The 12,375-nt window shown below is 73.3% G+C and carries 10 protein-coding genes and 1 pseudogene; 7 read left to right on the top strand and 4 right to left on the bottom strand.

The window, feature by feature from the left end; genetic code table 11:
• Positions 1–14 precede the first annotated feature (14 nt).
• Positions 15–887, bottom strand: a complete 873-nt coding sequence (locus tag ACFWM7_RS13360) for a DUF4184 family protein (protein ID WP_383259470.1) — start codon at positions 885–887, stop codon at positions 15–17.
• Positions 888–1,075: 188 nt separating this feature from the next.
• Here ACFWM7_RS13360 and ACFWM7_RS13355 point away from each other — a divergent pair, with 188 nt between their 5' ends.
• A complete protein-coding gene (locus tag ACFWM7_RS13355) occupies positions 1,076–2,836 on the top strand; it encodes a lytic murein transglycosylase (RefSeq protein ID WP_383259467.1) in 1,761 nt (586 codons plus the stop codon).
• Between the two features lie 40 nt (positions 2,837–2,876).
• Positions 2,877–3,263 (top strand): annotated as a pseudogene (locus tag ACFWM7_RS13350) (porin PorA family protein); the annotation flags it as partial.
• Between the two features lie 35 nt (positions 3,264–3,298).
• Here the strand turns inward: ACFWM7_RS13350 and ACFWM7_RS13345 are convergent.
• The gene (locus tag ACFWM7_RS13345) at positions 3,299–6,019 is read right to left on the bottom strand and encodes an ATP-dependent RNA helicase (protein ID WP_383259464.1); all 2,721 of its coding nucleotides are present in this window, start codon (positions 6,017–6,019) and stop codon (positions 3,299–3,301) included.
• A 63-nt stretch (positions 6,020–6,082) separates the two neighbouring features.
• A complete protein-coding gene (locus ACFWM7_RS13340; protein ID WP_383259461.1) occupies positions 6,083–6,931 on the bottom strand; it encodes a class I SAM-dependent methyltransferase in 849 nt (282 codons plus the stop codon).
• Between the two features lie 409 nt (positions 6,932–7,340).
• Between ACFWM7_RS13340 and rpsA the strand changes: the two genes are divergently transcribed.
• From rpsA to ACFWM7_RS13320, 4 genes are all read left to right on the top strand, one after another.
• The gene (gene rpsA, locus ACFWM7_RS13335) at positions 7,341–8,858 is read left to right on the top strand and encodes a 30S ribosomal protein S1 (RefSeq protein ID WP_003969826.1); all 1,518 of its coding nucleotides are present in this window, start codon (positions 7,341–7,343) and stop codon (positions 8,856–8,858) included.
• A gap of 291 nt (positions 8,859–9,149) precedes the next feature.
• Positions 9,150–10,088, top strand: coding sequence for a PAC2 family protein (locus ACFWM7_RS13330; protein ID WP_383259458.1), 939 nt, complete (start codon positions 9,150–9,152; stop codon positions 10,086–10,088).
• Between the two features lie 31 nt (positions 10,089–10,119).
• A complete protein-coding gene (coaE, locus tag ACFWM7_RS13325; RefSeq protein ID WP_383259455.1) occupies positions 10,120–10,725 on the top strand; it encodes a dephospho-CoA kinase in 606 nt (201 codons plus the stop codon).
• 121 nt (positions 10,726–10,846) lie between these two features.
• On the top strand, positions 10,847–11,215 hold the full coding sequence (locus tag ACFWM7_RS13320) for a tetratricopeptide repeat protein (RefSeq protein WP_205082885.1): 369 nt from the start codon (positions 10,847–10,849) through the stop codon (positions 11,213–11,215).
• Between the two features lie 17 nt (positions 11,216–11,232).
• Here the strand turns inward: ACFWM7_RS13320 and ACFWM7_RS13315 are convergent, their stop codons facing one another.
• Positions 11,233–11,562, bottom strand: coding sequence for a DUF6343 family protein (locus tag ACFWM7_RS13315; RefSeq protein ID WP_383259452.1), 330 nt, complete (start codon positions 11,560–11,562; stop codon positions 11,233–11,235).
• 72 nt (positions 11,563–11,634) lie between these two features.
• On the opposite strand from ACFWM7_RS13315, the gene ACFWM7_RS13310 reads away from it, so the two are divergent.
• A complete protein-coding gene (locus ACFWM7_RS13310; protein ID WP_383259449.1) occupies positions 11,635–12,333 on the top strand; it encodes a class I SAM-dependent methyltransferase in 699 nt (232 codons plus the stop codon).
• The last annotated feature ends 42 nt before the right edge of the window (positions 12,334–12,375 follow it).

Here is a 12,375-nt window from a genome sequence, read left to right as displayed (position 1 = left end):
GGCCCCTCCTGCTGTCACCGATCCCGGCCGGCGGACACCCCCGTACGCGACTCGGACTCCTGCGGTACGGGTTCCGGGCTCGGCGTCCCCCTTCGCAGCAGCCGCATCCACACCCCGTACAGCAGCAGTCCGGCCGCCAGCCCCGCGCCCGCGCCGAAGCAGGCCGTGGGGATGATGTCGAGCGGGCTCTCCACCCGCCCGAAGTGGGCGTACCAGCGGGCGCACCGGTGGACGACACCGGCCAGCACGCACAGGGCCAGCAGGACGAGCGCGCCCCGCCGCTCCCGGTGGCCGAGCACCGGCACCTCCACGGGCGCGGGCGCCGCCGGCGTCCGCCGAAGCCCGGTGGCGGCGAACCAGCCGATGACCACGAGGGCCAGTGCCGAACTCCCGTACTGCACCAACTGGAAGCCCGGGAAGCCGCCGACACTGCGGTTGAGTACCGGCAGCAGCTCCGTGCCCCACCGGCTGTGGTGGGTGAACGCGTCCCACACCACATGGGTGGCCGCGCCCAGCGCACCGGAGGCGGCGAACCACAGCCAGGCGGAAGGCCCGAAGGAGGCGCGCGTCCACCGCTGCCCCCGGAGGAAGGCGTGGACGCGGCCCCGTACGCGTACCGGAAACAGCGCCACCAGCGGCTCCCGCAGCAGCGCCCACACCGCGACGAGCACCGCGGCGATCGCCACGTTCACCGTGACGACCCCGAGGAAGGTGTGCGTGAAGGACCCGAACTCCATCGCCCCGGGGACCACCGTGTCCGCGAAGTAGGTGATGTCGGGGGCGAACGAACCGGCGACGAGCGCCGAGGGCAACAGCGGCCACCGGGCCGTCCCGTTCCGGCGGATCGCCGGGAGCACGGCGGCGGCATGACTGAGCGTGAACGGCATGGCGGCAAGTATGGAGGACCGCCGGGGCACCCTTCCGTGACCGGCAGGACAACGTGCTCCCGCGAACGTGAGAAAACAGTAAGAAGCGGTCAGCGCGCGGTGCCTGGGCGACACAAGGTGTCGTAGGGTCGCTGGAGTTCTTGCGCTGGGGAGCGCGAGCAGCCGTCGAGGGGGAGGGACCGGAACATATGGCAGCGCACATTCGCCGACGTCTGCGCAAGGGGGCCACCACCACCGCGGTCGCGGCGGCCGCCGTGGCGGCGCTCGCGGCCTCGCAGGCGCCCGCGGCGACCCTGGCCGACGGATCCGCGGGCAGCGGCGACCCGAAGGCGGCGGGCGAGGACACCGCGAGCGGCGAGACCGACGGCGCCGCCACCGGCAACTCGCCCTACTACACGGACCTTCCGCCCCTGGTCACGCCCGACAAGCCCGGTTCGTCCAGCAACCTCCCGGCGGCCGGCAGTGCGGAAGCGGGCATTCCGGCGTCGATCCTCGCCGCGTACAAGCAGGCCGAGCGGACCGTCGAGACCACCGACCCCACCTGCCGGCTGCCCTGGCAACTCCTCGCGGCGATCGGCAAGGTCGAGTCCGGGCAGGCCCGCGGCGGCCGCGTCGACACCAACGGCACCACCACCTCCCCGATCCTCGGCCCGGCCCTCAACGGCCAGGGCTTCGCCCTGATCAAGGACACCGACGGCGGGGCGTACGACAGCGACGCGGTCCACGACCGCGCGGTCGGCCCGATGCAGTTCATCCCGTCGACCTGGGCCTCCTGGGGCCAGGACGCCAACGGCGACGGCCGCAAGGACCCCAACAACATCTACGACGCGGCGCTCGCCGCCGGCCGCTACCTCTGCGCCAACGACCGCGATCTGGCCCTCGCCGCCGACCTCGACCAGGCCGTGCTGAGCTACAACCGGTCGACGGAGTACCTGCGCACGGTCCGCTCCTGGTTCTCCTACTACCAGCGCGGTACGCACGAGATCCCCGACGGCACCGGCACGCTCCCCTCCTCCCCGAGCACCCCCTCCCCGAGCCCGCGCCCGGGCACCGGTTCCGGCCCGAGCACCGCCCCGAGCCCGAAGCCCTCCCCGCCCAAGCCCGGCGGCAAGCCGAGCCCGGACCCCTCGAAGCCCGGCGGCGGAGACTCCACCAGCCCGAAGCCGAAGCCGCCCACCCCCAAGCCGACGCCCCCGGCCGAGACCTTCGGCTCCCTGGAGAACGCGGGCACCGGCCCGCTGCGCGCCACCGCGGGCCAGACGTTCGACGAGCGGGTCTCCGTCCGCGCCCGCAACGCGCTCGGCGCCCCGATGGCCAAGGTCCCCGTCACCTTCACCGTCACCGGCAAGACCGGCACGCTCTTCGCCGGCGGCAAGAAGTCCGTCACGGTACGGACCGGGGGCGACGGCACCGCCGTCGCGCCGGAGCTCCAGGCCGGCGAGAAGGCCGGGGAGTTCACCGTGACCGCCGTCGCCGGCACGGCCCGGCCGCGCACCCTGACGTACGCGGCGACCGTCACCGCCCGCCAGGCCGACGCGATCGCCCGGACCGACGAGAAGGCGCTCGTCGCCGCCCCCGGCGAGAAGTTCGCGGACGCCGTCACCGTCAAGGCCACCTACCAGGACGACGTCGCGGCCGGAGTGGCCGTCACCGCCACCATGGTCAAGGACCGCCTGGGCATCATCGACAACGACAAGGGCCCGTACTTCAAGGACGCGGACGGCAAGCCGGTCCGTACCCTCACCACGCTGACGACGGACGCCGAGGGGCAGCTGCGCCTCCCGGAGATCTTCGCCGACGACAACGAGGGCACGTACCTGCTGCGCCTCACCACCGAGGGCGGCGCCTCGGTCGTCATCGAACTCACGGTCAAGGCGCCGGAGGAGCCGGCACCGGGCGAGACGGGTACACCGGACCCGACGGAGACACCCGCGGCCACCAAGCCCTGACCCCGCCGGATCGCACGGTCACCGCACAGCATCCCGCAGCCCCCCGGTCACGCCCATCGAGGGCGTCACCGCCGAGCAGATCGCGCAGACCGGCATGACCCGCTGGTACACCACCAAGCGCATGTTCTGGGTCGACCCCGTCACCGGCGCCCCCGTCAACGGCGAGGAGACCCACACCGAGGAGCTGCGCAACGCCAGGAAGATGGGCATGTCCGAGGACACCGTCACCGCGTTCTCCGGCCATGTGAAGATGCGCGAGGACTACATCGTCGACACCGTCGACCTGGTGAAGTCCCAGCGCGTCCTGGTCCTCCTCCTCACCTCGTACCTGCCCTGGGGCTTCCTCGGCCTCGGCATCGGGCTGCTCGCGCTCGCGCTGTGGCTGGAGGCGCGGTCACGGAGGCCGGACGCTGCTACGACCGCTTGACCGGACGGCGCTACGACCGCTCGAGGCGTGCGGTGCTACGACCGCTTGAGGCGTGCGGAGGTGTACCGCGTCGCCGGTACGGTCGCGGGGTCCTCCGGCCATGGATGCTTCGGGTAGCGGCCGCGCAGCTCAGCCCGCACCGCCTTGTAGCCCTCCTGCCAGAACGACGCCAGGTCGGCGGTGACGGCCGCGGGCCGCCCGGCGGGGGAGAGCAGATGCACCAGGACCGGCACCCCGGCCACCCGGGGCGTCTCGCCCAGCCCGAACAACTCCTGGAGCTTCACCGCCAGGACGGGCTGCTCCCCGCCGTACTCCACCCGGATCCGCGACCCGCTCGGCACCTCGATCCGCTCCGGCGCCAGCTCGTCCAGCCGGGCCGCCTCACCCGTCGCCCACGGCAGCAGCCGCCGCAACGCCTGGCCCGCGTCGATCCCGCCCAGGTCGGACCGCCGCCGGGCCCGCGACAGCTCGGGCTCCAGCCACGCGTCCGGCTCCGCGAGCAGCGCCGCGTCCGACACGTCCGGCCACGGCGAACCCAGCACCCGGTGCAGGAACGCCAGCCGCGACCGCAGCTGCTCGGCGTCCCGGTTCCAGCGCAGCAGCCCCGGCCCCTCGCGCCGCAACCCCTCCACGAGCGCCCCGCGCACCAGCTCCGGGTCGGGCTGCTTCAGCGGCCGTACCGTCAACTCCACGGCCCCCAGCCGGTCCACGGACCGGGCGACCACCTCGCCGTCCACCCAGCGGACCTCCTCGCCCCGCACCCGCAGGTGCCCGGCGGCCAGCAGCGCGGTGTCCTCGTCGACCACCGCCGCCAGCCGCACCCGCGCGGAGGCCGCGTGGGAGGGCCGGTCCGCGACCGCCACGGCCAGCCAGGGCGCGCTGCGCAGCCGCGACCCCTCCCGCAGCTCCGCACCCGTGCCCGACGCCATCAGGAACGCCCCGTCGCCCCGGGCCCGCGCCACCCGCTCCGGGAACGCCAGAGCGGCGACGAGACCGACGACGGCATCATCGGAGCGACTCTCGCCGGAGCCGGAGCCGGAGCCGGGCGCGGCCCCGGAGCCCGGGCCGGTGCCCGTGCCGGAGCCGGTGCCCGTGCCGGAGCGGGAGCCGGGCGTGGCCCCGGAGCCGGAGCCGGAGCCCGTGCCCGCGCCCACGCCCGCGCTCGTGCCTGGCGCGGCCCCGGCGCCCAGCGATTTCCCGGAGCCGGGGCTCGCCCCGCCCACCTGGCCCGACAGCCGCCGCACCTCCTGCTTCCAGCGCGCCGCGTACCCGTCCTGGCCCCGGCGGGCGGTCCGCAGCGCCGCCGCCAGATCGTCCCCGTACTCCCTCGGCGGCTCCTCGCTCAGCAGCGCCACCACCTCCGCCGCCCGCCGAGCCCCGACCTCCGCCGCCCCGTCCAGCAGGGCCCGCGCCAGCCGAGGGTGCAGCCCGAGGCGGGACATCCGTACGCCCCGGTCGGTGACCCGGCCGCCGCCGTCCACCGCGCCGATCGCCTCCAGCACCTCCCGGGCCGCGCCCATCGCCCCGGCGGGCGGCGGATCCAGCAGGGCGAGCGTGGAGGCATCCGGATCGCCCCAGCACGCCGCCTGGAGGGCGAACGCCGCGAGGTCGGCGACCTTGATCTCCGGCGACGGGAAACGCGCGAGCCGCCCGTCCTCGGCCTGGCCCCAGCACCGGTACACCGCTCCCGGGGCCTCCCGCCCCGCCCGCCCGGCGCGCTGCCGCCCGGCCGCCTGCGAAGCCCGTACGGTCGTGAGGGCGCTCAGCCCCCGGGCATGGTCGGTACGCGGCTCCCGCGCGAGCCCCGAGTCCACGACGACCCGGACGCCCGGCACCGTCAGCGACGACTCCGCCACCGAGGTCGCCAGCACCACCCGCCGCCCTTCCGAGGACCCGGCGAGCACCGCGTCCTGCACGGCGGCCGGGGCGCGCCCGTGCACCTGGAGCACCTCGACGTCCACCCCGGCGAGCTGCCCGGCCACCCGCGCGATCTCCCCGACGCCGGGAAGGAAGCAGAGCACGTCCCCCTCCCGCTCGCTCAGGGCCCGCCGCACGGTCGCCGCCACATGCGTCAGCAGCGCCGGATCGACCCTTCCCCAAGCTCTCGGCTGCGCTCGACCAGGGGAGGCCCCACCCCCGTGCGGCGGTTTCACCGGCCGGGCGGGCGGCGCCCAGACGACCTCCACCGGGTACGAGACCCCCTCGGCCTCGACGACCGGCGCATCGCCCAGCAGCCGCGCCCACCCCTCCGCGTCCGTCGTCGCGGACGCCGCCACCAGCCGCAGATCGGGCCGGATCGCCTCCCGTACGTCCAGGAGGAAGGCGGCCACCGTGTCGGCGTCCAGATGCCGTTCGTGGCACTCGTCGATGATCACCACGTCGACCCCGGCCAGCTCCTGGTCCCGCTGGAGCCGCTGGAGCAGCACCCCGGTGGTCACGACCTCCACCACAGTCTCCCGCCCCACCACGCGCTCGCCGCGCACCGTGAAGCCGACCCGCTCGCCGGGCCGCTCGCCCAGCAGCCAGGCCATCCGCCGCGCCGCCGCCCGCGCGGCGATCCGGCGCGGCTCGGCGACCACGACCCGGCGCACCGGCCCGTCCCCGGTGAGCCCGGCCAGCACCAGCGGGACGAGCGTCGTCTTGCCGGTGCCGGGCGGGGCGCACAGGACGGCGACGCCCCGGTCGTCGAGCGCGCCCCGGAGGGCGGGCACGGCGGTGCGGACGGGCAGGCGGTCCAGGGCTTCGGTACGGATCACGCCCCCAGTGTCGTACGGGCGCTTCCGGTACGGACGATCAGTCCCGCCGGCAGAGGAAGACGGTCAGTCCCGCTCGCAGACGAAGATCGCCGTGCCCGGGATCAGGTTGCCGCGCAGCGGGGACCAGCCGCCCCACTCCTGGTTGTTCCAGGCGGGCCATTCCGGTTCGACCAGGTCGACCAGCCGGAAACCGCCCGCGACCACGTCCCGGACCCGGTCGCCGAGCGTGCGGTGGTGTTCCACATAGACGGCGTCGCCGGCCTCGTCCTGCTCGACATAGGGGACGCGGTCGAAGTAGGAGGCGGCGACGGACAAGCCCTCGGGCCCGGGCTCGTCCGGGAACGCCCAGCGGATCGGGTGCGTCACGGAGAACACCCAGCGTCCGCCGGGCCGCAGCACCCGGCGGACCTCGCGGAAGACCTGGACGGGGTCGGCGACGAAGGGCACCGCCCCGTACGCGGAGCAGGCCAGGTCGAAGGAGGCGTCCCGGAACGGCAGCCGGCCCGCGTCCGCCTCGACCAGGGGCACGTCCCCGCCGATCCGCAGGGCGTGCTGGAGCTGGCGGTGGGAGAGGTCCAGCGCCACCGGGCGGGCGCCCTGGGCGGCCAGCCAGCGCGAGCACTGGGCGGCCCCGGCCCCGATCTCCAGGACGTCGAGGCCCTTGAGGTGGGCGGCGGGCCCCAGCAGCGCGGCCTCCGCCTCGTCCAGTCCTTCCGGGCCCCAGACGAAGCGGTCGTCCCCCAGGAAGCCGCCGTGGTCGCTCTGGTACTCGTCGGCGTTGCGGTCCCACCAGCCGCGGCTGGCCCGGCTGCTCTCGGCCTCGTCCGCCGCCCGGCGGGTGGCTTCCGGCTCCGGGGACTCTGCGGGTTCTCCGGGTTCCGAGGAGTAGGCCTCGTGGATCTCTTGGCTCATCGTGCCCGTCGTTGTAGTTTGCCTTCACCCGCCGCGCGCGGTCCGTACCAGGGGGCGTACCCCGGGGGTACGAACGCGCGTCCGCGGCGCAGTGCCGTAGTGTTCTCGGGCCGATGTGGCCTCGGAGAACACGAGTTGTGCCGGGATTGGGGCGATGTGCCCCGGGTGTGCGCCTTCGCGCATTGACCCTGTCCGGCTGCCCCCGTATGCTACAAGTTGCGCTGCGAGCCTGCGCGCCTCAGACCTAGCAGGCCGCGCTCGCGTCTGTTGCATGTCCCCTCGGTTGTCGAGGCGTCTCTCCGGAAACGGATTGCGCGCTTTCCAGGCTGTCCGGCTTCTGCAGAGGCGATACGGGCTTTCGGCGTAGCAGTACCTACGACTCTCTGTCCGTACCGGAGCCCTTTCCCACATGACGAGCAGCACCGAGACCACCGCCACCACTCCGCAGGTTGCGGTCAACGACATCGGCGACGCGGACGCGTTCCTCGCGGCGATCGACGAGACGATCAAGTACTTCAACGACGGCGACATCGTTGACGGTGTCATCGTCAAGGTTGACCGGGACGAGGTTCTCCTCGACATCGGTTACAAGACCGAAGGTGTCATCCCGAGCCGCGAGCTCTCGATCAAGCACGACGTCGACCCGAACGAGGTCGTCAAGGTCGGCGACGAGATCGAGGCCCTGGTTCTCCAGAAGGAGGACAAGGAAGGCCGCCTGATCCTCTCGAAGAAGCGCGCTCAGTACGAGCGTGCCTGGGGCACCATCGAGAAGATCAAGGAAGAGGACGGCATCGTCACCGGTACCGTCATCGAGGTCGTCAAGGGTGGTCTCATCCTCGACATCGGCCTCCGTGGCTTCCTCCCGGCGTCGCTCGTCGAGATGCGTCGTGTCCGCGACCTCCAGCCCTACGTGGGCAAGGAGCTCGAGGCGAAGATCATCGAGCTGGACAAGAACCGCAACAACGTGGTCCTGTCCCGCCGTGCCTGGCTCGAGCAGACCCAGTCCGAGGTTCGCCAGACGTTCCTCACCACCCTGCAGAAGGGTCAGGTCCGCTCCGGCGTCGTCTCCTCGATCGTCAACTTCGGTGCCTTCGTGGACCTGGGTGGCGTCGACGGTCTCGTGCACGTCTCCGAGCTGTCCTGGAAGCACATCGACCACCCCTCCGAGGTTGTCGAGGTCGGCCAGGAAGTCACCGTCGAGGTCCTCGACGTCGACATGGACCGCGAGCGCGTCTCCCTGTCGCTCAAGGCGACGCAGGAAGACCCGTGGCAGCAGTTCGCCCGGACGCACCAGATCGGTCAGGTCGTCCCGGGTAAGGTCACCAAGCTCGTTCCGTTCGGTGCGTTCGTCCGCGTCGACGAGGGCATCGAGGGCCTGGTCCACATCTCCGAGCTGGCCGAGCGCCACGTGGAGATCCCGGAGCAGGTCGTCCAGGTCAACGACGAGATCTTCGTCAAGGTCATCGACATCGACCTCGAGCGTCGTCGCATCAGCCTCTCGCTGAAGCAGGCCAACGAGTCCTTCGGCGGCGACCCGGCCTCGGTCGAGTTCGACCCGACGCTGTACGGCATGGCCGCGTCGTACGACGACCAGGGCAACTACATCTACCCCGAGGGCTTCGACCCCGAGACCAACGACTGGCTCGAGGGCTTCGAGGCGCAGCGCGAGGTCTGGGAGACCCAGTACGCCGAGGCGCAGCAGCGCTTCGAGCAGCACCAGGCCCAGGTCATCAAGTCCCGCGAGGCCGACGAGGCTGCTGCGGCCGAGGGCGCTGCTGCCCCGGCCGGCGCTGCTCCGGCCGCCTCCGGCGGCAGCGGTGGCGGCGGCGGTTCGTACTCCTCGGAGTCGGCGGACAACTCCGGCGCCCTGGCGTCGGACGAGGCCCTTGCCGCGCTGCGCGAGAAGCTCGCGGGCGGCCAGAGCTGAGGCTCTGACCCCGGCGGCTCATCGGCTGCGGTAGAGCTGTAGAGCGGTAGGTGAGGCCCGTCCCCTTCGGGGGGCGGGCCTCACTCGCGTATACGGATGCCTGGGGGGTGACGGCGATGTCGGTCAGCCCCTTGCCGCCGGTGACGGTGTTGCCGTAAGCGGTGAACCACCAGTGCGGCACCGGCGGCTGACGCGCCGTGACCCGTCCTCGGCGGGGAAAGATCGGAGTGCGGGGAATGCCCGTACCGCCGGTCGTGTTCTTGCCTAGGAACACGAGGAGGAGCGGTAACCGTGCCTGATCCGCAGAGTTTGTACGAATGGGAGCCGAAGGGCCTGGCCGTCGTCGACATGGCGTTGGCGCAGGAATCGGCCGGCCTGGTCATGCTCTACCACTTCGACGGCTACATCGACGCGGGCGAGACCGGCGAGCAGATCGTCGACGGCCTGCTGGAGACGCTGCCGCACCAGGTCGTCGCGCGCTTCGACCACGACCGGCTCGTCGACTACCGCGCACGGCGCCCCCTGCTCACCTTCCGGCGCGACCGCTGGGCGTCCTTCGAGGCCCCGACCCTGGAGGTCCGGGTGGTCCAGGACGCCACCGGAGCGCCCTTCCTGCTGCTGTCCGGCCCGGAGCCGGACGTGGAGTGGGAGCGGTTCGCCGCCGCCGTCGAGCAGATCGTCGAGCGCCTCGGCGTCCGGCTCGCGGTGAACTTCCACGGCATTCCGATGGGCGTCCCGCACACCCGCCCCGTCGGCATCACCCCGCACGGCAACCGCACCGACCTGATGCCCGGCCACCGCAGCCCCTTCGACGAGGCCCAGGTGCCCGGATCCGCCGAGGCCCTCGTCGAGTACCGGCTGATGGAGTCCGGCCACGACGTCCTCGGGGTCGCCACCCACGTACCGCACTACGTGGCCCGCTCGGCCTACCCGGACGCGGCCCTGACCGCGCTGGAAGCGATCACCGCGGCGACCGGTCTGGTGCTGCCCGCCCTCGCGCACTCCCTGCGCACCGAGGCGCACCGCACCCAGACCGAGATCGACCGGCAGATCGGCCAGGGCGACGAGGAGCTCGTCTCCCTCGTCGAGGGCCTTGAGCACCAGTACGACGCCGTCGCCGGCTCCGAGACGCGCGGCAACCTCGTCGCCGAGCCGGTGGACCTGCCGTCCGCCGACGAGATCGGCCGCGAGTTCGAGCGGTTCCTCGCAGAGCGGGAGGGCGAGGGCTGAGCGCCCCCGGCCGGCCCGTAGGCTGCGGCCCATGCTGAAAGTGGGCCTGACCGGCGGCATCGGCGCCGGCAAGAGCGAAGTGTCGCGGCTGCTCGTCTCGTACGGCGCCGTCCTCATCGACTCCGACCGGATCTCCCGCGAGGTCGTCGAGCCCGGGACGCCCGGACTCGCGGCCGTCGTCGAGGAGTTCGGGCCGGGCGTCCTGACGGCCGAAGGCACCCTGGACCGCCCGGCGCTCGGCGCGCTCGTCTTCACCGACGACGACCGCCGGGCCGCCCTCAACGCGATCGTCCACCCCCTGGTCGGCGCCCGCGCCGCCGAACTGGAGCGGGCGGCCCCCGAGGACGCCGTCGTCGTCCACGACGTCCCCCTCCTCACCGAGAACGGGCTCGCCCCCTTCTACGACCTGGTCGTGGTCGTCGACGCCTCCGCCGAGACCCAGCTCGACCGGCTCGTGACGCTGCGCGGAATGACGGAGTCCGACGCCCGTGCCAGGATGGCCGCCCAGGCCACCCGCGAGCAGCGCCGGACCGTCGCCGATCTGATCGTGGACAACGACGGGCCGCGCGAGGCGCTGGACGCGCAGGTCCGCGCGGTCTGGGAGGAACTGGTCCGCAGGGCCGCCGCCACCGGCTGAGTATGGGGGTACGGGGACGTCCCGGCCGGAATACCGGAGCCGGTGCGGGCGTTGGACACGCGCGAGGAAGCGGATGGTGGAAACGCGCGAGGAGCGCGTGAGGAGAGGGAAGGACTGGGCCGTGCCCGAGAGGAACCCGGAGACCGATGTCATCGACTTCCGTGCGGCCGAGCACCTGCTCGACGCCCGGGATCCCCGGGGCGCGATCAAGCTGCTCGACTCGGTGATCGCCGCCCACCCGGAGAACACCGCCGCCCGGCTGCTCCGGGCCCGCTCCTTCTTCGCCGCCGCCCAACTGCGCCCCGCCGAGCTGGAGTTCGAGCTCGTGCTGGAGCGTGAGCCGGACAACGCGTTCGCCCACTTCGCCCTGGCCCGCACCTTCGAACGGTCCGGCAACCCGGAGCGGGCGACCCGGCACTTCCGCCTGGCGGCGGCGCTGGATCCGAAGCCGGAGTACCTGCGGGCCGCGAAGTTCGACGAGCGGGACTGAGGGGGCGCGGGGCCCGCTCAGGGCCGCCCGTCGGTCCGCCCTCCACCCGGTCGGCGTGGGCGGCCGTCGCCGTGGTCCGGTTCGTACGGCGGAACGTCACGGCCCGGCTGGTAGTGCGGGCCCTGGCGCATGCGGTACGTGATCACGCAGAGGTCCACCACCGCGAGCAGCAGCACCACCGCACAGGCCGCCGCCCAGCCGGGCCGCCCGTTCAGCGCGAAGGCCACCAGGCCGAACAGGGCCCAGGCCATTCCCCACAGGCTCAGCCAGAGCCGCATCCGGAGGGGACTGCGGGCGGTCGCGGGTTCACTGCCCGTACGCATGGCGATCACCTCACTCACCAGCATGGACCCAACCGGCGGCGGACGGAACACCGACGGGGCGGGGAACCGCACCCGGCGACAGCTCGTTCCTCCCGCATGGGCGAATCACTGGTACGCGAGGGGTACGCGGGGACCGGTCCCGGGGCCATCACGCCGGACGGGTGCGCGGTGGAGCTGTATCGCCGGCTGGCCGTCGGCGAGGAGCCGGACGTGATCGCGGGCGTGGCCCCCGCCGGGGCGAGCATTCTCGAACTGGGCTGCGGGGCGGGCCGGGTGACCCACCCGCTGGTGCGGCGCGGGTTCCGGGTGACGGCGGTGGACGAGTCGCCGGAGATGCTGGCGGAGATCGCCGGGGCGCGCACGGTGCGCAGCCCCATCGAGTCGCTGGACCTGGGCGACGAGCGGTTCGACGTGGTGCTGCTCGGCTCGTTCCTGGTCCACGCGGGCGAGCACCGGGTGCGCGACGGAATGCTGCGGGTCTGCCGAGCCCATGTGCGGGACGACGGGATCGTCCTCGTCCAGCGCGAGGGCGTGGCGCACCGCTCGGAGCTGCCGTGGGAGCGGACCGACCCGTCCGGCGGCCTGGTCCGGATCGTCTCCGCTGATCCGGTGGGCGACGGTGTGCGCTCGGTGCACGCGGAGTATCACTTCGACGACGCGCGGTGGACGCAGACCTTCCTGTCGCGGGAGCTGTCCGACGAGGACCTCGCCGGGCATCTCGCGGCGGCCGGGCTCGCGGTGGACCGTACCCTCACGGACGACGGCACCTGGCTGCTGGTCCGCCCGGCGCTCTGACCGGCGGCGGCGCTTCTCGCTCTGCACAGCGCCCCTCGCTCC

The organism is Streptomyces sp. NPDC058375 (genome assembly GCF_042723425.1).
GTDB classification, from domain to species: Bacteria; Actinomycetota; Actinomycetes; order Streptomycetales; family Streptomycetaceae; genus Streptomyces; species Streptomyces durocortorensis.
This window is presented reverse-complemented; position numbering and strand designations above follow the sequence as displayed.

Coding starts and splice junctions, on each gene's coding strand:
- ACFWM7_RS13360 (WP_383259470.1), bottom strand. CDS start 887: ATGCCGTTCACGCTCAGTCATGCCGCCGCCGTGCTCCCGGCGATCCGC.
- ACFWM7_RS13355 (WP_383259467.1), top strand. CDS start 1,076: ATGGCAGCGCACATTCGCCGACGTCTGCGCAAGGGGGCCACCACCACC.
- ACFWM7_RS13340 (WP_383259461.1), bottom strand. CDS start 6,931: ATGAGCCAAGAGATCCACGAGGCCTACTCCTCGGAACCCGGAGAACCC.
- rpsA (WP_003969826.1), top strand. CDS start 7,341: ATGACGAGCAGCACCGAGACCACCGCCACCACTCCGCAGGTTGCGGTC.
- coaE (WP_383259455.1), top strand. CDS start 10,120: ATGCTGAAAGTGGGCCTGACCGGCGGCATCGGCGCCGGCAAGAGCGAA.
- ACFWM7_RS13315 (WP_383259452.1), bottom strand. CDS start 11,562: ATGCTGGTGAGTGAGGTGATCGCCATGCGTACGGGCAGTGAACCCGCG.
- ACFWM7_RS13310 (WP_383259449.1), top strand. CDS start 11,635: ATGGGCGAATCACTGGTACGCGAGGGGTACGCGGGGACCGGTCCCGGG.